Source organism: Streptomyces yerevanensis (assembly GCF_000716805.1).
Lineage (GTDB): Bacteria > Actinomycetota > Actinomycetes > Streptomycetales > Streptomycetaceae > Streptomyces > Streptomyces flaveus.
Genome location: NZ_JNWJ01000010.1, coordinates 71,977 through 95,302 on the forward strand (window position 1 = coordinate 71,977; position 23,326 = coordinate 95,302).

The following is a 23,326-nucleotide window of genomic DNA, read 5'->3' on the forward strand; positions in this document are numbered from 1 at the left end:
CGTGAAAGGTACGAAAGGTGTGCGCCGCGTGCTTGTCGCCGCACTCCGGGCGCGGTAGACCGATCTGGCCCGTTTGTTTCGGCGGGCAAGTCGCACCCTGGGGAGCTGGCATGAGCGTGACGACTCGGTACAGGGACGCCTGGGAGGGCTTCTGGCAGGAAGCTCCTGACGAACAGGGGGCCGTCTTCTGGGACGCGGAGCCCGCCCTCACCGTCGGAGTCCATCTCCCGCTGTTCGAACCGCACTTGGCCGCTCCGGGGCTGCCCTTCGTGGACCTCGGGTGCGGTAACGGGACCCAGACGCGCTTCCTTGCCGACCGGTACCCCCATGTCGTCGGGGCCGATCTCTCGGCTGCCGCCCTCGATCATGCTCGGCATGCGGATCGGGCGGGGCAGGCCGCGTATCGGCTGCTCGATGCGGCTGAGAAGAGCGAGGCGGAGACGTTGCATGCCGAGCTTGGGGACGTGAACGTGTACATGCGGGGGGTGCTTCATCAGTGCGAGCCTGATGATCGGCAGCCGCTGGTCGACGGCGTTGCCGCGCTGGTGGGGGAGCGGGGGCGTGCCTTTCTCGTTGAGCTCGCCGAGGCTGCGGGGCTTGTGCTGCGTGGCCTTGCCCAGCGTCCGGAAGGGCCGCCGGCCAAGCTTGCGCCCGTGTTCCGGCATGGCATCGTGCCGGGTGAGGTGGCCGATGACGCGGTGCCGGAGTATCTGCGGTCCGCTGGGCTCACCGTCTTTGCGAGTGGTGAGCTGCCGCTCGTCACCACGGAGTATCAGGGTGACGGTACGCGGATTGAGTTGCCGTCCAAGTGGGTGGTGGCGGGGCGGGTCTGAAGGTGTGGGTGGGTGGGGGTGGGGACATCCCCTCAGAGGGTGAGGTCGTCCCACCACCAGGTGATGGACGGTAGTGGCGGTGGTTCGTCGCTGGTGTCCAGCGGGTGGTCGGCCCAGGGGATGTGTTCGGGCGGGGTCACTTCGCCCGGTCCTGCGGTGGCGCTGCTGAGGCTGAGGTAGCGCGGCACGCGCAGTCCCCACTCGATGTTGCCGCGGATGCCGTGTCCGAGGTCGGTGAGGTAGCGGTGCAGTTCACCGCTCGCCCGGGGCAGGACGCGGTCGCGCAGGACCAGGAAGCGGCGGAGCACCCGGTCGCGCAGGGCTACGGCGTCCTCTGCCGCGCGGGCGGGCGAGGAGCCGTCCTGCCGCATCAGGACGGTGATGATGTTCTGCTCGGCCTGGTGGCGGTCGGCCTCCTTGGCGAAGGAGTGCCGGTCGTTGTCCAGGGCGGCGACCAGGATCGCCAGCTCGGTCAGGGCGCAGACCGCCGGTGAGTCCATCTCGCGGGCCGGTACCTCGGCACCGTTGGCGATCTCCAGCATGGCGTAGGTGGGTTCTCCTCCGGCGGAGTGCAGGCGCATGGTGACGTAGTCGTCGAGTGTCGGCATGTGCCCGCGTGAGCGGTTGCCGATCTGCCACTGGACTCCGGCCAGCCAGGCGCGGTGCGCCTGATGGAAACGCCGTACCTGGACGGGGGTGGCGCATGCCCGGAAACGCTCGCCGAGGTCGTGGAGCGCCGCGGCGTAGGGGTCGTCGAAGCGGCGCGGGCCCGGAACCTCCAGCGCGCGCTGCACCCGTCCCGCCATGGCGGAGAACGCGGCCGGATCCGTACTCAGTGTTCCCTCGTCGCAGCGCGCGTCGTCGATGGCGAAGCCCCAGTACACCCAGCAGGCGGTGACCCAGAGGCGTTCGGAGTCAGCCTCGGGAGCGAACCGGGCGTAGAACTCGGCGCTGTTGCTGCCGAGCACCCACGCGCGCTCGGCCGGGGTGCGGCAGAAGCCGAGCCGATCGATCCAGTCGACGGCCCGCCGCTCGACCTCCTCGACCTCGGGGTGGATGGCGGATTCGATCGGACAGTAGAACGGGGGGAGTTCGATGGCGGTGGCGTCCACTGCTGCTCCTGGGCGGCTGTCAGGGGTGGGTCAGTTCGCGGGGGAGGGCGAAGTGCTGCCGCTCCTCGGCGGCGCGTACGACCTCGACGTCGTCGAAGCCGTGCTCGGCGAGCCAGGCCAGGGCCTCCTCGACCAGGACCTCCGGTACGGACGCCCCACTGGTCAGCCCCACGGTGGACACGTCCCGCAGCCAGGTCTCGTCGATCTCCTCGGCGCCGTCGACCAGATGGGCGGCGTCCGCGCCGGCCTGCGTCGCAACCTCGACCAGCCGGGCCGAGTTGGAGGAGTTCCGCGAGCCGACCACGATCACCAGCTCGCACGCGGCAGCGATCCGCTTCACCGCCGTCTGCCGGTTCTGGGTCGCATAGCAGATGTCGTCGCTGGGCGGGCTGAGCAGCGCGGGGAACCGCTCCTTGAGCGCGTCGACCGTTTCCATCGTCTCGTCCACCGACAGCGTCGTCTGCGACAGCCAGACCACACGCCGCTCGTCACGGACCTCCAGGGCCGGTACGTCGTCCGGTCCGCCCACCAGGTGGATGCGGTCCGGTGCCTCACCCATCGTGCCGATCACTTCCTCGTGCCCCTCGTGACCGATGAGGAGGATGTCGTAGCCCTCGCGGGCGAAGCGCCGGGCTTCCTTGTGGACCTTGGTCACCAGCGGGCAGGTCGCGTCGATCGCGGTCAGTCCGCGCCTGGCGGCCTGGGCGTGGACCTGCGGGGCGACGCCGTGCGCCGAGAAGACCACGACGGCGCCCTCGGGTACCTCGTCGGTCTCCTCGACGAAGATCGCGCCCTTCCTCTCCAGAGCGCGGACCACATAGGTGTTGTGGACGATCTGCTTGCGGACGTAGACCGGCGCCCCGTACCGCTTCAGGGCCTTCTCCACGGTGATGACGGCACGGTCCACGCCGGCGCAGTAGCCGCGGGGCGCGGCGAGCAGGACCCGCCGGCGGCGTGTGGTCGCGGACGGATCGACGGGATGGAGGGAGGAGGGGCCGGAAAGGGTCATGAGGTCCTCACGGTGACGGCGGTGGCGAGCTGGTACAGCGCGGCCCGGACGGACTGCGGGAACGGGGAACGTTCGAGGGAGTCGACGGCCTGCTGACGGCGCTCGCGGATCATGCGCTCGACGGTGTCCAGCGCGCCGGTGGTACGCAGAACACCGCGGACGGCGGCGGCACCGTACTCATCAAGGCGAGGATCACCCACCAGCGCCCGCAGCACACGGGCCTGTGCCCGGTCGGCCTGCTGCAGAGCGATGGCCAGCAGCGCGGTGTGCTTGCCCGCGCGCAGGTCGTCCAGGCGCGGCTTGCCGGTCACCGAGGGGTCGCCGAAGACCCCGAGCACATCGTCGCGCAGCTGGAACGCCTCGCCGAGCGGAAGACCGTAGGCACTGCACGCCTCAAGTGTCCGCTCGTCCCCGTCGGCGAGGGCAGCGCCCAGTTGCAGGGGGCGTTCCACGGTGTACTTGGCCGTCTTGTACCGGGCGACGGTCAGCGACGCCTCCAGGCCGCTGTCGAGGTCCGTGCTGATGAGCAGGTCGAGGTACTGGCCGTACATGACCTCGCTGCGCATGGCGTCCAGCACGGGACGGGCGGCGGCCAGCCGGGCGGAGGACAGTCCGCCGGCGTGGAGGAGTTCGTCGGACCAGACCATGGCGAGGTCGCCGAGCAGAATCGCGCCGTTGACCCCGAAGCTCTCGGCGTCCAGGAGACCGAGGCGTCCGCACACGCGGGCGGCCAGGGTGCGGTGGACCGTGGGGTGCCCGCGCCGGGTGTCGCTGCGGTCCATGATGTCGTCGTGGATGAGGGCGAACGTGTGGAAGAGCTCCAGCGAGGCGGCGGCGGGCACGACGGGTGCCAGATCCCCTCCGCCCGCCGCCAGCCAGCCGCAGCAGCACAGGACGGGGCGCAGCCGCTTGCCGCCCGCACTGAGCAGGCCGCGCAGCAGCTCGGTGAACTGGCGCAAGTTGTCGTCGGCACCGGTGCGGGCCTTACCGTCGAGGAACTCCTCCAAAGCCGCCTCGACGGCCGCTGGTACGTCATCGAGGCCTGGGGCGTGGACGACGGTTGCGGTCATGACGTCTCCTCCTCGGCGAGGCGGAGAGCCTCCTCGACGAGGGTTTCCACGATCTTCGACTCGGGGACGGTCTTGATGACCTCGCCCTTGACGAAGATCTGGCCCTTGCCGTTGCCGGACGCGACACCGAGGTCGGCCTCGCGGGCCTCGCCGGGGCCATTGACGACACAGCCCATGACGGCGACGCGCAGAGGATGCGGAAAGCCTTCGAAGGCCGCCGTCACCTGGTCGGTGAGCCGGTAGACATCCACCTGGGCGCGACCGCAGGAGGGGCAGGAGACGATCTCCAGGTGGCGGGGGCGCAAGCCCAGGGACTGGAGGATCTGCTCGCCTGCCTTGACCTCTTCGACCGGAGGCGCCGACAGCGAGACGCGGATGGTGTCGCCGATGCCCTCGGACAGCAGAACTCCGAAGGCGACGGCGGACTTGACGGTGCCCTGGAAGGCAGGTCCGGCCTCGGTCACCCCCAGGTGCAGCGGGTAGTCGCAGGAACGGGCGAGGAGCCGGTAGGCGGCGATCACCGTTTGAGGGTCGTGGTGCTTGACCGAGATCTTGATGTCGCGAAAGCCGTGCTCCTCGAACAGCGAGCACTCCCACAGCGCGGACTCCACCAGCGCCTCGGGGGTGGCCTTGCCGTACTTGGCCAGCAGCCGCCTGTCCAGCGAGCCGGCGTTGACGCCGATGCGGAGGGGTACGCCCGCGTCCGCGGCGGCCCTGGCGATTTCCTTGACCTTGTCGTCGAACTGCCGGATGTTGCCCGGGTTGACCCGCACCGCCGCACAGCCGGCGTCGATGGCCGCGAAGACGTACTTGGGCTGGAAGTGGATGTCGGCGATCACCGGGATCCGGGACTTCCTGGCGATGACCGGCAGCGCGTCGGCGTCGTCCTGGGACGGGCAGGCCACGCGGACGATCTCGCAGCCGGAGGCGGTCAGCTCGGCGATCTGCTGGAGCGTGGCGCCGATGTCCGCGGTGACGGTGGTGGTCATCGACTGCACGGAGATCGGAGCGTCGCCTCCGACGGCCACGGTACCGACCATGAGTTTGCGGCTGGGGCGGCGCGACGGGGTGGCTGGGACGGTGGGCATGCCGAGGTCTACGGCCATCATGCGCTCCACAGGGGGCTGGAAGTGGTGTCGAGGGGGCGGCCCGCGCGGGCGCGCAGAACGGAGTGGACGATGCCGTGGGTGTGCAGACCCGCAGCCTTCAGCAGTTCGGGCCGGGTGCCGTGGGACACGAAGGCGTGCGGCAGCCCGAGGTTGACCACGGGAGTGCGGACGCCGGCGTCGTGGCACGCCTGGGCGACGGCCGTGCCGACCCCGGCGGCGCGGGTGTTGTCCTCCACCGTCACCACCAGCCGGTGCATGGCCGCCAGCCGGACGACCTCCGGGGAGACGGGCAGCACCCAGCGGGGGTCGATGACGCCGGTCCCGACGCCCTGGGCGGTCAGATAGGCGGCGGCGGACAGGCAGTCGGTCGCCAGGGGGCCCACCGCGACGATCAGGACGTCACGGACACCGGGGCACGCGAGGGTGTCGACCGCGCTTCCCCGCCCTGTGCCCCCGCGGTCCACGGCGGGGATGTCGGCACCGGCGGCGGCCTTGGGGAACCGGATGGCGGTGGGGCCGTCGCCGTGGTCCAACGCCTCGCGCAGCAGGACCCGCAGCGTGGGGGCGTCGCGGGGCACCCCGACCCGCAGGCCGGGCACGGCGGACAGGACGGACAGGTCCCACATGCCGTGGTGGCTGGCACCGTCGGGTCCGGTGATCCCGGCCCGGTCCAGTACGAAGGTGACCGGCAGTCGATGTAGTGCCACGTCCATCAGGACCTGGTCGAAGGCCCGGTTGAGAAACGTGGCGTACAGGGCGACCACCGGGTGGTATCCGCCCATCGCCAGACCGGCGGCGGAGGTGACCGCGTGCTGCTCGGCGATGCCCACGTCGAAGACGCGGTCAGGGCTGACGGCGGCGAGACGGGCCAGCCCGGTGGGGCCGGGCATGGCGGCGGTGATGCCCACCAGGTCTTCCCGCCCGGCCGCCAGGGTGATCAGTTCGGTGGCGAAGACGTCCGTCCAACTCGGTGCCGGTGAGGTGCGCGGTGCGGTGGTGGCCGGGTCGGCGGCGCCGACCGTGTGCAGGCGGTCGTCCTCGTCGGCTTCCGCGGGCTCGTACCCCTTGCCTTTGACGGTGACCGTGTGGACGACGACCGGGCGGTCGGCGGTACGGGCCCGGCCCAGGGCTGCCTCCAGTGCCGTGATGTCGTGGCCGTCGACCGGACCGAGGTAGAGGAACCCGAGGTTCTCGAAGAAGTTCTGGTGGTCGGGTGGGCCACAAGTGCGTGGCCCGCCGTCGGCGCTTTGGGGGGCATGCCGCAACCCACGTAGGTGGAGGGCCAGAGCGCCGACGGTGGGGGAGTAGGAGCGGCCGTTGTCATTGAGGACGACGACCACCGGGCGGTGGGGGGAGGCACCGATGTTGTTGAGGGCCTCCAGTGCCAGTCCCCCGGTGAGAGCCCCGTCCCCGACCACCGCGACCACGCTGCGATGCCCCTCGCCGCTCAGGGCACGGGCCTTGGCCAGGCCGTCTGCGTAGGCCAGCGCGGTCGACGCGTGCGAGTTCTCGATGTGGTCGTGCGGGGACTCGGCGCGGCTGGGGTAACCGGAGAGACCGCCGCACCTGCGGAGCCGGTCGAAGCCGTCCCGGCGACCGGTCAGGATCTTGTGGACGTAGGACTGGTGCCCGGTGTCGAACAGCAGGGTGTCGCGCGGGGTGTCGAAGACCCGGTGCAGGGCGATCGTCAGTTCCACCACCCCGAGGTTCGGCCCGAGGTGGCCTCCGGCCGCGGTGACCTTGTCGATGAGGAAGGCACGGATGTGCCCGGCCAGTTGTGTGAGTTCGGAACTGCCGCACTCGCGCAGCAGGCCCGGGCGCGGAATGTCGGGGGTGACGGATGGCAGCGCCATAAACCGGATACTCCCTTCGGGAACCTGCCCACCACGCGCGGGATTTGGTCGTCTCTTCGCCCGTCTGACTGCATGGCAGCCATTCCATTGAATTGTTCTCGCCGTGCTCAGGGGAAGAATTCGGGAGCCCCGGCGGTGTTGAAGGGGTTGAATGAGGTGTGCGTCATCCCGGGTTTCTTCGCCGACTCCCGAGCGCCAAGGCACCGAGCGCCAGAGCCATTTCCTTCGGCCCCAGGTGAAACCCCGTCCGGCCTCCGGCCGGAGCCCCTTCGTCCATCGACACCCGCATGGCCAGGTCACGGTTCGTGAGGTCGCGGGTGAGGCCGCGCAGCTGTTGCGACGCCGAGGCACCGCCGGCGACGACCTCCAGGGCCGTGCGCATGACCTGTTCGGCGGAGAAGGACTCCCTGAGGAGGCCGGTGACGATGCCGGAGAGTTCCTCGGAGAACACGTCGACGAGGGAGAGTTCCGGGCACAGGTGGCGGATCGACCCCTCGATGTTGGCGAAGGACTTGCCCAGGATGGACACCATCGGGCTGGTCCGGATCCCGCGCCGCGTGGAGTGCTGGAGGACGGCGGTCAGCGTGACGCCGAAGTCGAGTTCCTCCAGGGATGCGGTGGCGATCTTCGGAACCAGCGCCGCCATGTCGTCGGCGAACGCGGCGGCCTGCGTCCACGCGGTGCAACTGCCCATGTCGATCCAGGCCCTGGCCGTTCCGGCTCCGTCGTTCATCGCCAGGTTGAGCATGAGCAGCAGGATGCTGTTGCTCATGGGACGGTCGATGCGCCCGACCATTCCCCAGTCGATGATCGTCGCCTTCTCTCCGGGGTGCACGAAGATGTTGCCCGGATGCGGGTCGGCGTGGAAGACGCGGTCGATGAAGTAGCCGCGATACATGAAGGCCAGCAGGTCGCGGCCGATGTCCTGCCGCTCCCGCACCGAGAAGGCGTCCCGGTCGGCCTCCCGTATGGGACAGCCGGGCGCCAGGCTCTGTACCAGGACGCGCGGCGTGGCGTCGACAACCCGCGGGACGGCGATGTGCTCGAATTCCCGGGCGACTTCCCGTGCCCGTTCCATGTTGCGGGCTTCCAGGACGAAGTCCAGTTCGGGGCGCATGGCGTCGAAGACCACCGCGAGCATGGCCTCGATGTCGATGACGTCGTTGAACCGGGGCATCCGCTTCGCCGTGAAGCGGGACACCCTGTGCAGCAGGGCCATGTCCTCGGCCATGACGTCGCGGACGCCGGGCCTCTGGATCTTGACTGCGACCTGCTCTCCGTCGGGGAGCACGCCGCGATAGACCTGAGCCAGAGAAGCGGTCCCCAACGGCTGTGTGGTGTCGATGTCCCTGAAACGCTGCCGCCAGCCAGGCCCCAGCTCCTCCACCAGCACCGGTTCGAAGGTGGCGAAAGGCGTAGGCGACACCTGGTCGTGGAGCTTCTCGAACTCGCTGATCATCGCCGGAGGGACGAAGTCGGGGCGGGTGGCCAGCATCTGCCCGACCTTGATGTAGAACGGGCCGAGGCTCTCCAGGGCCTGCCGTACGCTCCGGGCGCGCCGCTCCCCGACGTCCGGCCGGTCGCCGACGGGATGGCGACGCGGCCGGAACGTATGCGCGGCCTCCCGTCCGATCAGGTCACCCAGGGTGCGTGCCACCAGACGGCCTCGGCCGCTCCCCATGCACTTCCCCGCCTTCCCCTGTGTGACGACGACCGGACGGGCTCACCACGCCTACCGCTGTTCTGGGGCCATCCTCGCGATCTTGTCCTTGAGGTCGACGAGTTCGGCCTTCAACTCGGCGACCTCCCGCCGGTTCCGCTCGTGGCGGACCCGATCGCGGTCCCGGTCCCGGTCCCGGTCGCGGTCATGGCTGTCGTCGTCATCGTCGTCGTAGTCGTCGTCCAGGGCTTTGCTCAGGCTGTGGCGGATGTCGGACTCGAACTCGTCGGCGTCGTCCAGCACATCGTCGACGAAGTCCTCGGTGGCGTCGACGATGTCCCTCAGATAGCAGCTGATGCTGGAACGGCGATTACGCCTCCGCCTGGATCGGCTTCTTGCCATTGCACGGAACCTCTCTGGTCCTGCGGTCCGGAATGTGGCGCCGCTTCATACGTTCACGTCGGGGAAGGCCTTCATGCGGGCCTCAGTGCCCGTCCGTGTTGAACGTGTTGTGCGCGGCTGCACGCGTCAGCAGGCGTCCACGGCGCCGGAGTTCATCCCGGCCGACGCACGGCCGTGTCCGCGCGGCGCAGCAGGACCCGGACCGGAGGGTGGGCCGCGTGGACCCGCAGTTCCCCGCGCAGTTCGGCCAGGATCCGGTCGGCGCGGCCGGACCGCAGGTGGAGGTGGTCGTCGAGGAACCGGTGCCATGCCGTACAGGCCTCGTCCAGTCGGCCGCCGCCGAGGAGCAGCCGGGCGATCTCCGCATGAGTGAGCGCGCGGGAAAGGTACGCGGTCGCGGGGCGGTGCTCCAGGGACAGACGAAGGGCAGTGATCGCCGACGCACGGTCGCCCAGGGCGGCCAGTGTCCGCCCCTTCCGGGCGGTGACGGAGGCCCAGGAGGAGCAGGGTGCGTGCGCGTCGTGGCCTGCCGTGCCGGGGGTGGACACCTGGTGCTGATGCCGTTCCGCCGTGGCCAGGGAGGCGGTCGCCCGGCAGCGATCCCCCATCGTGGCTTGAGCGAGAGCAAGTTGGGACAGCAAAGAGGCCCGAACCTCAGGAGGGGCGTCAGCGGAAGCGGTGCTGACGGCCGCCTCGGACAGGCGCAGGGCCGTGCGGCGGTGCCCGAGGTCGAGGGCGTGGGTGCTCATGCTCCGCAGCACGACGGCGTACGCCGTGCGGTCGCCGGCCTCGGCGGCCAGGCGGAGAGCGGCGTGGTGGTAGTGCTGCGCCGCGCCGTTCTTCACGTCGTCGACGTACATACGGGCGAGCACGTGAACCAGCCGGGTCGCTTCCGTCAGCAGCCGAAGATGCGTGATCTCGTGGCTTCCTGCGTGAAGTCGGGGGACGACATCGTCGTGGAGGTAGGACACCAGGGCCGTACGAGCGTGACGTCCGCCGAAGTCGCCTGCGCGGCGGAAGAAGTCCGCGGCATCCCGCAGGCCCTCGATGTCCTCCAGACGGCCCGCAGGCCCGCTTGCTGTCGGCCGCTCTGTGGAGCGGCATGCGTTACTCCTCTCCGGCCACACAGGCACGTCAAGCCTCATGGCGCCGTAGACGGACTGCTGCACCAGGCGCCGGCGCGCGGGATCGGCATCCATCCCGCACAGCACGGCCAGACGCGCCACCGCGGACGTCTCCCTCTCGGCGATCGCCCCGCCGTACGGATCAACGGCGTCCAGGATGTCGGGAGCGGAATCCCCCATACCCAGCTCGACGAGGGGCACGGGGCGGCGCAGTCTGCGAGTGAACGCCTCGGCGATCAACTCCCTGGTGCGGAGCCGGGGAACCGACCCCGCCAGCCAGTGGGCCACCGAGGTGCGGTCGTAGCGCAGACGCATGCCGTTTTCGGCACCGATCGCGTTGACGTTCCGGGCCAGGGCCTCGTACGTCCAGTCGGCTGTGGAGAGCAGCATCCGCAGGGAGTCGTTGGCTGCACGACGGCCGGCCATCCCCCTCCTCAAAAGCATCGGACTGCCCGCGGCGGACCTCGCAGTGTCCTGGGGCAGGACATCAGAGACATGCCCGTCGCCTTGGGGGAGTTTCCCAAGCTCCTTGCCCTGGCGGGACAGCTTCAGGAGCCGCCTGCTTGTACGGGAACTTTCGGTCTGTGGGACCACGGCGGCGGGCACTGTGCGATTCCCGCGACCACTTTCTGAGCGAGTGGATCCAATTGATCACTTTCCGCTAATAGCGCGATGCCCATCGAAGGTGAAAGCGATCCCTCAATTAGCTCTTTCGAGTAATTACTAACATCAATATGTCTGGTCGAAGTGCCTGAGCGACAGGAGCGCCTTCAAGTGGCCGCATTGCCGACCGCACGGCAGCACCGCCGTGCACTACATTCACCCGCCTGAGCATCCGTAGTGGCGTGAGGGCGGGTCACGATCACCGGTCTGAATTCCGCGACCCCGGGTGGGCCTGGCCTGATCGACGGCGGAGTGGTTCAAGGCGAACGAACGGTTTGTGCCGGACGAGCTGACCGATGAGGCATGGGCGCTGGCCGAGCCGATCGTCAAGGCGTGGGAGCCGCCGCTGCGGGTAGAGGGGAGAGCCGATCCGCGCGTGATGGTCCAGGAAGAAACGGTGTCTCCGGAAACAGGTCTCCCGGCCCCCTCACGAGCGCCGCACCCTTGGCTCGTTCAGCGGTATGTGACATGGTACTGAGGTGAGTGCGCTGCTGACCTGCGATGTTGTCGTCGTTGGGGCCGGGATGGTGGGGGCTGCCTGTGCCCTGTACTCGGCTCGGGCGGGGCTTCGTGTTGTTCTTGTCGATCGTGGGGCGGTGGCCGGGGGGACTACCGGGGCGGGTGAGGGGAATCTGCTCGTGTCCGACAAGGAGCCTGGGCCTGAGCTTGAACTTGCCCTGTTGTCCGGGCGGTTGTGGGGTGAGCTCGCCGGGGAGCCCGGTATCGCTGCGGCTGTTGAGTACGACCTCAAGGGTGGGCTCGTTGTTGCCTCCTCGGCGGAGGGGCTCGTGGCTCTGGAAGGGCTCGCTGATGGGCAGCGGGCGGCCGGGGTCGAGGCCGTGGCGGTTGGTGCGGGGCAACTTCACGATGTGGAGCCGAAGTTGGCGAAGGGGCTCGCGGGCGGGGTGCTGTATCCGCAGGACGCCCAGGTCATGCCTACCCTCGCCGCCGCCCATGTCGTACGGCTCGCCAGGGCTGCGGGTGCCTCGTTGCGGACGGGGTGGACTGTCACGGAAGTGCTGCGTACGGGGGCGGGAGCGGTGCGGGGAGTGCGTACCTCTGAGGGCGAGATTCATGCACCTGCCGTCGTGAACGCTGCCGGGACTTGGGGCGGGGAGCTGGCCGCGCTCGCCGGTACATCCCTGCCCGTGCTGCCCCGGCGTGGCTTCGTCCTCGTCACCGAGCCGTTGCCGCCGCGTACGGTGCGGCACAAGGTGTACGCCGCGGACTATGTGGCCGACGTGGCCAGTGACTCGGCGGCGTTGCAGACCTCGCCGGTGGTGGAGGGGACGGCCGCCGGGCCCGTACTGATCGGGGCCAGCCGGGAACGGGTCGGCTTCGACCGGGCCTTCTCGTTGCCCGTCGCGCGGGCGCTGGCGGCGGGGGCTACGCGGTTGTTTCCGTTCCTGGAGGGGGTGCGGGCGATGCGCGGTTACCTCGGCTTCCGCCCGTACATGCCCGACCATCTGCCCGCGATCGGGCCGGATGCGCGGGTGCCCGGTCTCTTCCACGCGTGCGGGCACGAGGGGGCGGGGATCGGACTCGCCACGGGGACCGGGCACTTGATCGCCCAGGTGCTGACCGGGAAGACCTCGGATCCCGATCTCGACCTCGACCTCAGTCCGTTCCGTCCCGACCGTTTTCCCGAGGAGGGTCCGTGAGATCTCCGCTGGAGTTGGTGGGGGCGCGGCCGGGGCCCGCCTTCACCGTCACCTTCGACGACCGTGAGATCACCGTCCTGCCCGGCCAGACGATCGCCGCCGCGCTCTGGGCGGCGGGCATCACGTCATGGCGTACGACCCGGGGGAGTGGTGAGCCGCGCGGCGTCTTCTGCGGGATCGGGGTCTGCTTCGACTGCCTGGTGACCGTCAACGGACGGGCGAACCAACGCGCTTGTCTGGTGCGGGCGGAGGCCGGGAATGTCATCCGTACGCAGGAAGGGACCGGCCATCGTGGGCATCATGGCTGAGGGGCCGCACCTCGCGGTGGTCGGTGCGGGTCCTGCGGGGCTCGCGGCGGCACTCGCCGCTGCCGCGCGTGGTGTCCGCGTGACCCTGATCGACTCGGCTGCGGAGGCGGGCGGCCAGTTCTACCGTCAGCCTGCCGCGGCGCTCGGCGCGCGCCGTCCGCAGGCCCTGCACCACCAGTGGCGCACATGGGAACGGCTGCGTGATGGTCTCGCGGCGCATGTAGCGGGGGCTCGCATCACGCATCTGGCGGACCATCACGTGTGGTTCGTGGAGCCGACATCAGACGCGTTCGTCGTCCACGCCCTCCTCGGTCCCGAGCAGGAACAGTCCGTCGCCGTCCGTGCTGACGCCGTGCTGCTCGCCACCGGTGGGTATGAGAAGGTCCTGCCGTTCCCCGGGTGGACCCTCCCCGGAGTGGTCACCGCGGGTGGGGCGCAGGCCATGCTCAAGGGCGGGCTCGTGTTGCCGGGGCGTACGGCCGTGGTGGCGGGGACCGGGCCGTTGCTGATGCCGGTGGCGGTCGGGCTCGCGGCGGCCGGGGCGGAGGTCGCCGCGCTCGTCGAGTCCGCCGGAGCGAGGGCCTTCGCGGGGCATGCCAGGACGCTGGCCGCACACCCGGCCAAGCTCGCCGAAGGCGCCCGGTATGCCGCCGAGTTGGCCCGGCGCCGGGTGCGGATCAAGGCCCACCACACCGTAGTCGCGGCGCATGGCAGCAACCGGGTCGAGGCCGTGACCGTTGCCGCGCTGGACGGCGGCGGGCGGGTCCGGCCCGGCACCGAGCGGCGTATCGCCTGCGACACCCTCGCCGTGGGGCACGGCATGCTGCCGCACACCGACCTCGCCGAGGCGCTCGGCTGCCGTCTCGACGGGCCGGGCGTCGCCGTCGACGACGAGCAGCGCACCGATGTGCCCGGCGTCTGGGCGGCCGGGGAGACCACCGGGATCGGCGGCGCCGTGCTGTCGCTCGCCGAGGGCAGGATCGCCGGCCTCTCGATCGCGGCCCGGCTCAACTCCCGTACGCCTGACGCGGGTTCGTACGAGGCTGCCGCCAAGGCCCGTACCCGACTGCGGGAGTTCTTCACCGTCCTCGACACCGTCTACGCCCCGCCCGCCCACTGGACTGAGCAGGTCACCGACGACACTGTCGTCTGCCGCTGCGAGGAGGTGCCCGCCTCCGCGATCCGGGAGGCCGCAGGCGAGCTCGGCGCCGGTGACATACGCACCGTGAAGCTGCTGACGCGGGCCGGGATGGGCTGGTGCCAGGGACGGATGTGCGCTCCCGCCGTCGCAGGGCTCGCCGGTTGCGAACTTGCCCCGTCCCGGCGGCCGTTCGCCCGGCCCGTACCGCTCGGCGTGCTCGCCGGAACCGACTTCGGCCGGCACCACACGGACTCCACAGACTCCACGGACCCCACCGAGGAAGGATCCTCATGACCGACCACCGCCCCTGGCGCGGCGTCCTCGTCGCCACCGCCCTCCCGCTGCGCGACGATCTCTCCGTCGACTACGACAAGTTCGCCGAGCACTGCGCCTGGCTCGTCGAGAACGGCTGCGACGGCGTTGTACCGAACGGTTCCCTCGGCGAGTACCAGGTGCTCACCCCCGAGGAGCGCGCCAAGGTCGTCGAGACGGCCGTCGCCGCGATCGGTGGAGAGCGCGTGATGCCCGGCGTCGCCGCCTACGGGTCCGCCGAGTCCCGCCGCTGGGCCGAGCAGGCGCGCGACGCCGGCTGCCGCGCGGTGATGCTGCTGCCGCCCAACGCCTACCGCGCCGACGAACGCTCGGTCCTCGCCCACTACGCCGAGGTCGTGAAGGCGGGGCTGCCCATCGTGGCGTACAACAACCCCATCGACACCAAGGTGGACCTCGTACCCGAACTGCTCGCGAAACTGCACAGCGAGGGGTACATCCAAGGCGTCAAGGAGTTCTCGGGCGATGTCCGGCGCGCCTACCGGCTGGCCGAACTCGCCCCCGAACTCGACCTGTTGATCGGAGCCGACGACGTGCTGCTCGAGCTGGCGATCGCGGGCGCCAAGGGCTGGGTGGCGGGCTATCCGAACGCGCTGCCCGCCGCGAGCGTCGAGCTCTACCGCGCCGCGGTGGAGGGTGACCTCGACACCGCACTGCCTCTCTACCGGCAGCTGCACCCGCTGCTGCGCTGGGACTCGAAGGTCGAGTTCGTACAGGCCATCAAGCTGTCGATGGACATCGCCGGGCGGCACGGCGGCCCGGTACGCCCGCCGCGCGTCCCGCTCCTGCCGGAGCAGGAGGCAGCCGTGCGCGCCGCCACCGAGAAGGCCGTCGCGGCAGGGCTCGCATAAGGAGGAGGCACGGTCATGCGCAGCAAACTCGTCCTGCACGCCGTCGACTCGCACACCGAGGGCATGCCGACCCGGGTGATCACCGGCGGCATCGGCACCATCCCGGGCGCGACCATGAACGAGCGGCGCCTGTACTTCCGTGAACACCGCGACCACATCAGGCAGTTGCTGATGAACGAGCCGCGCGGGCACTCCGCGATGAGCGGCGCCATCCTTCAGCCGCCCACCCGCCCCGACTGCGACTACGGGGTCGTCTACATCGAGGTCTCCGGCTATCTGCCCATGTGCGGGCACGGCACGATCGGCGTCGCCACCGTGCTCGTGGAGACAGGCATGGTGGAGGTCGTCGAGCCGGTCACCACCATCCGGCTCGACACCCCGGCCGGACTCGTCATCGCCGAGGTCGCGGTGGAGGACGGGGCCGCCAAGGCCGTCACCCTCCAGAACGTGCCCTCGTTCTCCGTCGGCCTCGACCGAAAGGCCACGCCGGCCGACGGGCGGACGGTGACGTACGACCTGGCGTACGGCGGGAACTTCTACGCGATCCTGCCGATCGACCAGCTCGGGCTGCCCTTCGACCGTGCCCGCAAGGACGACATCATCGCCGCCGGTCTCGCCCTGATGGACGCCATCAACGAGGAGGCGGAGCCCGTCCATCCCGAGGACCCTTCCATCCGCGGCTGCCACCATGTGCACTTCGTCGCCCCGGGCTCCGACGCCCGGCACTCGCGCCACGCGATGGCGATCCACCCCGGCTGGTTCGACCGCTCACCCTGCGGTACAGGGACCAGCGCGCGCATGGCGCAGTTGCACGCGCGCGGTGAACTCCCGCTGCACACCGAGTTCGTGAACGAGTCCTTCATCGGGACGCGGTTCACCGGGCGGCTCCTCGGGACCACCGAGGTCGCCGGGATCCCGGCCGTGCTGCCCAGCTTCACCGGGCGTGCCTGGGTGACCGGCACTGCCCAGTACCTGCTCGATCCGTCCGACCCATTCCCGGCCGGGTTCGTCCTCTGAGCCCCGTCGTTACCAGGAGCCACCCTCATGCCCGCCCAGCGCACCAGCACCCGGTCCGCCGCCCCCGCCCTGCCCACCCTCGGCGGCCTGAAGCGCAACTACCGAGAGCGCGTCGCCGACGCCCTGCGCGCCGCGCTGATCGCCGGGGAACTGCGCCCCGGCGAGGTGTACTCCGCGCCGACCCTCGCCGCCCGCTTCGGTGTCTCGGCGACGCCGGTACGCGAGGCCATGCTCGACCTCGTCAAAGAGGGCCTGGTCGACACCGTGCCGAACAAGGGCTTCCGGGTCACCGCCGTCTCCGAGAAGCAGCTCGACGAGTACACCCACATCCGCTCGCTCATCGAGATCCCCACGACCGCAGGTCTCGCCACCACCGTCGACCCCGTCGCCCTGGAGGCGCTGCGCCCCGCCGCCGAGGAGACCGTCACAGCTGCCGCGGCGGGCGACCTCATCGCGCACGTCGAGGCGGACACCCGCTTCCACCTCGGCCTGCTCGCGCTCGCCGGCAACGAGCATCTGGTCGAGGTGGTGCGCGACCTCCGCAAACGCTCCCGCCTCTACGGCCTGCAGGCGCTGGCCGAGGCGGGCCGCCTGGAGGACTCCGCGAAGGAGCACCTGGAGATTCTGGAGGCGCTCGCGGCCCGCGACGAGGAGGCGGTACGCGCGGTCATGACCAGGCATCTCGGGCACGTACGGGGCTTGTGGGCCGCCGGATGATCCTCCGCGCCCCGCGGGGATGACTGGTCGGATAACCGCCGGACGGGACAGCACCGTGCAGGGTCGGCCCTCCCTTCCAGGCAGCCGCGGTTCGTCGAATCCCCCCACTCAGTTGGGTAGTTCGGACGGATCTGCACCCGGACCTGGACCGTCGCAGAGGACCACCGATGCATTGGACGCCCTGTGAACCGAACGCATACGTTCAAAGGCATGGGTGATATCCCTCGTCGGCGCTTGATCATGCTCGATGTGCTGGCCGCAGTCGGGTTCGCGCTGCTCCCGCAGGTGTCGGTGCTGCGGCCGGCCGTCAGCGGCGAGGTGAGCGGCAGCACCGTATGGCTGCTGTCGCTGAGCATCGCACTGCCGTTGGCTGTCCGGCGGCTGTGGCCCGTGCCGGTCTTCGGGTTCGTTCTGACCACCGCGTGCGTGGCGCTGGCGGTCGGTGTCGGACCGGCCCCGTTTCTGGCCACGGCCTACGCCCTGTACATGGTGGCCACGACGAGGAGGCGGCAACCAGGACTGTCCGCGGTTTTCATCGCCGGGCTGTGCGCGGCGGGCGCAGCCCTGCTCACGGCGACAGGAGGGCAGAGCTACCAGGGCGGGACCAAGGTCGTGCAGGTCGTGTTCGGACTGCTCGTCCTCGGCGCCACCTGGGCGGCGGGGACGGCCGTCAGGGAACGGCGGGAGAGCACGCGGCGCGCCATCGAGCAGGCGACCGAGCAGGCGAAGGTCGAGGAACGCCTCCGCATCGCACGTGACATCCACGACGTCGTCACGCACAGCGTGGGCCTGATCGCGGTCAAGGCCGGTGTTGCCAACCACGTGGTCGACACCCGCCCCGAGGAGGCACGGGAAGCCCTGACCGTCATCGAGGACGTGGCCCGCAGTGCGCTGCGCGACATGCGAGCCACCCTCAATGTGCTGCGCCGGGAGCAGGAGGGCGGAGCTCAGGATCTCCGGCCGGTTCTCGGGCTGTCGGACCTGCCCGCTCTGGTGCGGACGGCAGAGGCGGCGGGTGTACGCGTCGACCTGCGGTCCCGGTGCGCCGAGGAACCTCCAGACGGGGTGGCGCTGTCCGCGTTCCGGGTCGTCCAGGAGGCGCTGACCAACATCATCAAGCACGCCGCGCCGACCGGCTGCCGGGTGCATCTCACCGCGGAGCAGGGCACGTTGACGATCGACATCGCCGACGACGGTCCTGGACCCGGGCAACGGCCGACCGTGCCCGGCGGCGGAATGGGCCTCGTCGGGATGAAGGAGCGAGTCGCCGCGCACGGCGGCACCCTCACCGCCGGGCCGCAGCCGGGCACAGGTTTCCGGGTGCTGGCAACGCTGCCGTACTGAGCCGGACTCATTCGCAAGTATGGCTTCGGCCCGCCAAGGCCGTCCGGTAATCCCAACCCCGGACCGATGTGGCCGACGGGGGCGCTCGACAAGACTCACCATGTGATTGACGTCCAGAACTTGACCAAGCGGTATGGGCAGAACACCGTCGTGAGCGGCCTCACCTTCACGGTGCGGTCAGGGGCCGTCACCGGATTCCTGGGCCCCAACGGAGCCGGGAAGTCCACGACGATGCGGATGATGCTCGGCCTCACCCGCCCGGACACCGGATCCGCGAGCATCGACGGCCGCGCCTATCACGAACTGAGGTACCCGGCCCGACATGTGGGTGCCCTGCTGGAGACATCGGCCCCACATCGCAGCCTTACCGCCGCCGACCATCTGCTGTGGCTCGCACAGAGCAACCGGATCGCCCGGCAACGGGTCGGAGAGGTCCTCGAGATGGTCGGCCTGACGGGAGTGGCGCGGCGGCGGATCAGCACGTTCTCCCTCGGGATGGGCCAGCGGCTCGGCCTGGCCGCGGCCCTGCTCGGCGATCCGCCCGTCCTGGTGCTCGACGAGCCGGTCAACGGCCTTGACGCAGAGGGAATCCGGTGGCTGCGGGAACTGCTGCGCTCGATGGCTGCCGAAGGCCGGACCGTCCTCGTCTCGAGTCACCTGATGACCGAGATGTCCATGGTCGCGGACCATCTGATCGTCATCAGCCGCGGGCAGCTCCTCGCGGAGACCAGCATGTCGGACTTCATCCAACGCCATGGACGGACGTACGTACGCGTCCGGACACCGGAACCCCTGCGGCTCAACAGGGAACTGGAACAGAAGGGTGCCTCGCCGAGGCCTGCTTCGGACGGCAGCCTGGAAGTCGAGGGCATGTCTGCGGCCGAGATCAGCCGACTGGCTGCGGCCGGCGGGCTCTCGCTCGAGGAACTGAGCACCCACACGGAATCCCTTGAGGACACTTTCCTCAAGATCATCGGCAACGGAGGAAGCAACATCCATGTCTGAGACGGTCGCGGCCATACGGGCTGAGTTCACCAAGCTGCGAGGCGTCCGAGGCACGTTCTTCGCACTGCTGCTGTTCGTTCCGGTAAGCGTCCTTGTCGCCGTCCTGGGCGGCTGGTCCGCGAAGGGTGCGATCGAATCCGACAGCCCCGGGCTCCGCTCCGACTTCACCCCCGAGCAGGCCGGCCTGGACGGCATCCTGTACGGCCAACTCGCCCTGATCGTCTTCGGAGTGCTCATCGTTTCCAGCGAGTACGCGTCGGGCATGATGCGGGTCTCGCTGCTCGCCGTGCCCCGGCGCGGTCGGCTCTACGCAGCGAAGACGGCCGTCACCACTGTCGCCGCCGCGGCCGTCGCGATCCCCGTCACGGTCGTCAGCTACCTGGTCACCCAGCTCGCTCTCGGGCCCCACGGCGCCTCGATCGACGCGAGCGGTGTCCCCCGTGCCCTGGCCGGCGCGGTGGTCTACCTGACGCTGATGAGCCTGTTCGCGTCAGGTATCGCCGCGATGGCCCGCAGCGCCGTCCTTCCGCTGGCCATTCTGCTCCCGATGGTGCTCGCCGGGACCCAGATCCTGTCCGTCATCGGAGCGACGAAAGAGGTGGCGCGCTACTTCCCCGACCAGGCCGGCATGCGGATGCTCGACGTCGACTCGAACGACGCGTACACCGGATTCGCGGTGCTGCTCGTGTGGACCGTGGCGGCGTTGGCCGTCGGCTACTTTCGGCACAGTCGCTGGGACGCGTGACGGGACTCGTCTGATCGAACTCGCTGACCGGGTCCCCGCCAAGGATTGCGCCAGGGTCGCCGTGGGCGAACAGCGCACACCAGGTCGGTACTTCGCTGAACTCGGCGTCCACGGCGGCGGCTGTTTCGCCCCGCACCGCCGGTACTGGCAGTCGCTCGTTCCGGTTCTCACGCTCGATGAGGCGCGCTCGACGCATCGCCCTGGCTGCTCTCGTCCTCAACAGCTCGGGCAGGCAAGGCAGTTGAGAAAGCGACACTGCTAAAATCGCGGATCTCGATGGCCCGATGACCGATGACCAGCGTGCGAGGAAATGCGGAATGGCTGAGGCGGTCCGGGTGCTGATCGCGGACGATCAGGCGCTGTTGCGCGGGAGCTTCCGTGTCCTCATCGACTCAACACCGGGAATGGAAGCGATAGGCGAGGTGGGTGACGGCGCCCAAGCAGTGGAACTCGCCCGGGAACTCAAACCGGACGTCGTCCTGATGGATTTACGTATGCCCGTCATGGACGGCATCGCGGCCACGCGGGAGATCTGCTCCGACGAGACGATGGCCGGTGTGCGGGTACTGGCCCTCACGATGTTCGACATGGACGACTACGTTTACCCGGCCCTTCAGGCGGGCGCGAGCGGATTCATGCTGAAGGATGCCTCGCCGTCGGACCTGGTCGCCGGCATTCGTGTCATCGCCACCGGCGAGGGTGTACTGGCACCCACGGTCACGCGCCGCCTCATTGCGAACTTCTCCCGCAGCGACGAGCGGGCTCGGTCGGCCCCGCGGCTTGTCGGGCTCACCAAGCGGGAACAGGAGGTGCTCGTGCTGATCGCGAACGGCTTGTCGAACGCCGAGATCTCCGAGCAACTGGTGATCAGCCTGCCAACCGTGAAGACCCATGTGAGCAGCCTCCTCTCCAAGCTGAATGCCCGCGACCGCGCCCAACTGGTCATCATCGCCTATGAAAGCGGCCTCGCCGAGCGTGGGATGCCAACCTGACTGGGGGGACTCCAGCGCCCTGGGACCGCGGTGCCTGCCGGATGCTGGGCACGGGTACCGAGCGGGGTGTGGGAATGCACGTCTCTTCCTCCTCGTAGCAGGGGCTCCCGTCGCCGCGTAACGTGAGATCTCATGAAGATCCTCATCAGCGCCGACATGGAGGGCGCCACAGGCGTGACCTGGCCGGCCGACGTGCTGCCGGGGACACCCGAGTGGGAGCGCTGCCGGGCGATGTTCACCTCGGACGTGAACGCCGCCGTGCTTGGCTTCTTCGACGGGGGTGCCGACGACGTCCTCATCAATGAGGCGCACTGGACCATGCGCAATCTGCTGCTCGAGCGGCTGGACGAGCGGGCGCAGATGCTCACCGGGCGGCACAAGTCGCTGTCCATGGTGGAAGGCGTGCAGCACGGGGATGTCGACGGCATCGCGTTCGTCGGTTATCACGCGGGGGCGGGCATGGAGGGGGTGCTCGCCCACACCTATCTCGCCAACTCGATCACCGGCGTGTGGGTCAACGACGTACGCGCCAGTGAGGGCCTGCTCAACGCGCATGTCGTCGCCGAGTACGGCGTCCCCGTCGTCCTCGTCACGGGCGACGACGTGGCCTGCGAGGACGCGCTCGGCTATGCGCCCGAGGCGCTGAAGGTCGCCGTGAAGGATCATGTCTCGCGGTACGCGGCGGTGTGCCGCACCCCCGCGCGGACCGCGTCCGACATCCGCGCCGCGGCGAAGGAGGCGGTCGGACTCGCCGTGCGGTACGAGCCCGTGGACGGCGGTCCGTTCACGGTGGCGCTGGAGTTCGACGCCGAGCATCTGGCCCTGGCGGCGACCGTCGTGCCGGGTGTGGACCGGATCGGGGAGCGGAAGGTCGCGTACACCAGCGCGACGATGTATGAGGGGATCCGGGCCTTCAAGGCGGTCACCACGATCGTCTCGGCCGCCGTGGAGGAGCAGTATGGCTGACCAGCAGGCTCTGGACGAGGTCGTGGAGTTCACCTCCGGCCTCATCCGTATCGACACGACCAATCGCGGGGGCGGGGACTGCCAGGAGCGGCCCGCCGCCGAGTACGCCGCCGCGCGGCTCGCCGAGGCGGGCCTGGAACCGACGCTGCTGGAGCGCACGAAGGGGCGTACGAACGTCGTCGCACGCCTCGAAGGCAGCGATCCGTCCGCGGACGCGCTGCTCGTCCACGGTCATCTGGACGTCGTACCCGCGCAGGCCGAGGACTGGAGCGTGCACCCGTTCTCCGGGGAGATCCGTGACGGGGTCGTCTGGGGCCGGGGCGCGGTCGACATGAAGAACATGGACGCGATGATCCTCGCGGTCGTACGCCAGTGGGCGCGTGACGGCGTACGCCCCCGCCGGGACCTCGTCATCGCCTTCACCGCCGACGAGGAGGCGAGCGCCGAGGACGGCTCGGGCTTCCTCGCCGACCGGCATCCGGAGCTCTTCGAGGGCTGCACCGAGGGCATCAGCGAATCCGGGGCGTTCACCTTCCACGACGGCGCCGGGCGGGAGCTGTATCCCCTCGCGGCGGGCGAGCGCGGCACCGGCTGGCTGAAGCTCACCGCGCGGGGCCGGGCCGGGCACGGCTCCAAGGTCAACCGGGAGAACGCAGTCACCCGTCTCGCCGCCGCCATCACACGGATCGGCGCGTACGAGTGGCCGGCGCGGCTGACGCCGACCGTCCGCGCGGCCCTCACCGAACTCGCCGCGCTGTACGGCATCGAGCCCGACCTGGACGATGTGGACGGGCTGCTGGACAAGCTCGGCCCGGCGGCGAAGCTCGTCGAGGCGACCGTCCGCAACAGTGCCAACCCGACCATGCTGAACGCCGGTTACAAGGTCAACGTGATCCCGGGGGAGGCCGTCGCGTACGTCGACGGACGCTATCTCCCCGGCCACGAGGACGAGTTCCGCGCGACACTCGACCGGCTCACCGGGCCGGACGTGGAGTGGGAGTTCCACCACCACACGGTGGCCCTCCAGGCGCCGCTGGACTCACCGACGTACGCGAGGATGCGCGCCGCCGTCGAGGAGTTCGCGCCCGAGGGGCATGTCGTGCCGTACTGCATGTCGGGCGGCACGGACGCCAAGCAGTTCTCGCGTCTTGGCATCACGGGATACGGGTTCACTCCGCTGAAGCTCCCCGCGGGTTACGACTACCAGGCCATGTTCCACGGCGTCGACGAGCGCGTACCGGTCGAGGCGCTCCACTTCGGCGTCCGTGTCCTCGACCGCTTTCTGCGCACGGCCTAAGCGCTCCGCTGGATGGGCGGTTCGAAGCTGCGGGTACGTTGTGGCTGGTCGCGCAGTTCCCCGCGCCCCGGGGCCTGCGGCCCTGGGGGCGCGGTACCGCACCGCACTTCGGCAGGT

21 protein-coding genes are annotated in these 23,326 nt (G+C 69.9%); 13 read left to right on the forward strand and 8 right to left on the reverse strand.

Going from position 1 to position 23,326, the window contains the following annotated elements:
• Nucleotides 1-110: 110 nt before the first annotated feature.
• Complete coding sequence (locus OP79_RS12605; RefSeq protein ID WP_033320212.1) at nt 111-833, forward strand: class I SAM-dependent methyltransferase; 723 nt, start codon at nt 111-113, stop codon at nt 831-833.
• A 32-nt stretch (nt 834-865) separates the two neighbouring features.
• On the opposite strand, the gene OP79_RS12610 is transcribed toward OP79_RS12605, so the two are convergent.
• The 8 genes from OP79_RS12610 to OP79_RS53845 form a co-directional block, all read right to left on the reverse strand.
• Complete coding sequence (locus tag OP79_RS12610) at nt 866-1,945, reverse strand: terpene synthase family protein (RefSeq protein WP_033320213.1); 1,080 nt, start codon at nt 1,943-1,945, stop codon at nt 866-868.
• Between the two features lie 19 nt (nt 1,946-1,964).
• Nucleotides 1,965-2,954 (reverse strand): 4-hydroxy-3-methylbut-2-enyl diphosphate reductase, encoded by a 990-nt coding sequence (locus OP79_RS12615; protein ID WP_051744599.1) that lies wholly within the window; start codon nt 2,952-2,954, stop codon nt 1,965-1,967.
• Nucleotides 2,951-4,024: a polyprenyl synthetase family protein gene (locus tag OP79_RS12620; protein WP_033320214.1), complete on the reverse strand. Its 1,074-nt coding sequence runs from the start codon at nt 4,022-4,024 to the stop codon at nt 2,951-2,953. Before OP79_RS12620 ends, OP79_RS12615 begins: the two co-directional genes overlap by 4 nt.
• Nucleotides 4,021-5,133, reverse strand: a complete 1,113-nt coding sequence (gene ispG, locus OP79_RS12625; protein WP_051744600.1) for a flavodoxin-dependent (E)-4-hydroxy-3-methylbut-2-enyl-diphosphate synthase — start codon at nt 5,131-5,133, stop codon at nt 4,021-4,023. The genes OP79_RS12620 and ispG overlap by 4 nt, the downstream gene beginning before the upstream one ends.
• Nucleotides 5,130-6,986, reverse strand: coding sequence for a 1-deoxy-D-xylulose-5-phosphate synthase (locus OP79_RS12630; protein WP_051744601.1), 1,857 nt, complete (start codon nt 6,984-6,986; stop codon nt 5,130-5,132). The genes ispG and OP79_RS12630 overlap by 4 nt, the downstream gene beginning before the upstream one ends.
• A 163-nt stretch (nt 6,987-7,149) precedes the next feature.
• Complete coding sequence (locus tag OP79_RS12635) at nt 7,150-8,643, reverse strand: ABC1 kinase family protein (RefSeq protein WP_245685299.1); 1,494 nt, start codon at nt 8,641-8,643, stop codon at nt 7,150-7,152.
• Nucleotides 8,644-8,718: 75 nt separating this feature from the next.
• Nucleotides 8,719-9,048 (reverse strand): hypothetical protein, encoded by a 330-nt coding sequence (locus OP79_RS12640; protein WP_033320216.1) that lies wholly within the window; start codon nt 9,046-9,048, stop codon nt 8,719-8,721.
• Between the two features lie 152 nt (nt 9,049-9,200).
• Nucleotides 9,201-10,598: an NsdA family TPR-like regulatory protein gene (locus tag OP79_RS53845; RefSeq protein WP_033320217.1), complete on the reverse strand. Its 1,398-nt coding sequence runs from the start codon at nt 10,596-10,598 to the stop codon at nt 9,201-9,203.
• Nucleotides 10,599-11,314: 716 nt separating this feature from the next.
• Here OP79_RS53845 and OP79_RS12650 point away from each other — a divergent pair.
• The 12 genes from OP79_RS12650 to OP79_RS12705 all read left to right on the forward strand — a co-directional run bounded on the left by OP79_RS12650 (nt 11,315) and on the right by OP79_RS12705 (nt 23,209).
• Nucleotides 11,315-12,496 carry an NAD(P)/FAD-dependent oxidoreductase gene (locus OP79_RS12650; RefSeq protein WP_033320218.1) on the forward strand — a complete coding sequence of 394 codons (1,182 nt, stop codon included), beginning with the start codon at nt 11,315-11,317 and terminating at the stop codon, nt 12,494-12,496.
• Nucleotides 12,493-12,804 (forward strand): (2Fe-2S)-binding protein, encoded by a 312-nt coding sequence (locus tag OP79_RS12655; RefSeq protein WP_033320219.1) that lies wholly within the window; start codon nt 12,493-12,495, stop codon nt 12,802-12,804. The genes OP79_RS12650 and OP79_RS12655 overlap by 4 nt, the downstream gene beginning before the upstream one ends.
• A complete protein-coding gene (locus OP79_RS12660; protein ID WP_033320330.1) occupies nt 12,797-14,239 on the forward strand; it encodes an NAD(P)/FAD-dependent oxidoreductase in 1,443 nt (480 codons plus the stop codon). Before OP79_RS12655 ends, OP79_RS12660 begins: the two co-directional genes overlap by 8 nt.
• The gene (locus tag OP79_RS12665; protein WP_033320220.1) at nt 14,236-15,126 is read left to right on the forward strand and encodes a dihydrodipicolinate synthase family protein; all 891 of its coding nucleotides are present in this window, start codon (nt 14,236-14,238) and stop codon (nt 15,124-15,126) included. Before OP79_RS12660 ends, OP79_RS12665 begins: the two co-directional genes overlap by 4 nt.
• Nucleotides 15,127-15,141: 15 nt before the next feature.
• Complete coding sequence (locus OP79_RS12670) at nt 15,142-16,143, forward strand: proline racemase family protein (RefSeq protein WP_033320221.1); 1,002 nt, start codon at nt 15,142-15,144, stop codon at nt 16,141-16,143.
• A 27-nt stretch (nt 16,144-16,170) separates the two neighbouring features.
• Nucleotides 16,171-16,860, forward strand: a complete 690-nt coding sequence (locus tag OP79_RS12675) for a GntR family transcriptional regulator (RefSeq protein WP_033320222.1) — start codon at nt 16,171-16,173, stop codon at nt 16,858-16,860.
• Between the two features lie 210 nt (nt 16,861-17,070).
• Nucleotides 17,071-18,204, forward strand: coding sequence for a sensor histidine kinase (locus OP79_RS12680; RefSeq protein ID WP_245685300.1), 1,134 nt, complete (start codon nt 17,071-17,073; stop codon nt 18,202-18,204).
• 102 nt (nt 18,205-18,306) lie between these two features.
• Nucleotides 18,307-19,209 carry an ABC transporter ATP-binding protein gene (locus OP79_RS12685; protein ID WP_033320332.1) on the forward strand — a complete coding sequence of 301 codons (903 nt, stop codon included), beginning with the start codon at nt 18,307-18,309 and terminating at the stop codon, nt 19,207-19,209.
• The gene (locus OP79_RS12690) at nt 19,202-19,954 is read left to right on the forward strand and encodes an ABC transporter permease (protein ID WP_033320223.1); all 753 of its coding nucleotides are present in this window, start codon (nt 19,202-19,204) and stop codon (nt 19,952-19,954) included. Before OP79_RS12685 ends, OP79_RS12690 begins: the two co-directional genes overlap by 8 nt.
• A gap of 317 nt (nt 19,955-20,271) precedes the next feature.
• Complete coding sequence (locus tag OP79_RS12695) at nt 20,272-20,946, forward strand: response regulator (protein ID WP_033320224.1); 675 nt, start codon at nt 20,272-20,274, stop codon at nt 20,944-20,946.
• Nucleotides 20,947-21,078: 132 nt separating this feature from the next.
• On the forward strand, nt 21,079-21,912 hold the full coding sequence (locus tag OP79_RS12700) for a M55 family metallopeptidase (RefSeq protein ID WP_033320225.1): 834 nt from the start codon (nt 21,079-21,081) through the stop codon (nt 21,910-21,912).
• Nucleotides 21,905-23,209 (forward strand): M20/M25/M40 family metallo-hydrolase, encoded by a 1,305-nt coding sequence (locus tag OP79_RS12705; RefSeq protein ID WP_033320226.1) that lies wholly within the window; start codon nt 21,905-21,907, stop codon nt 23,207-23,209. The genes OP79_RS12700 and OP79_RS12705 overlap by 8 nt, the downstream gene beginning before the upstream one ends.
• Nucleotides 23,210-23,326: the final 117 nt, after the last annotated feature.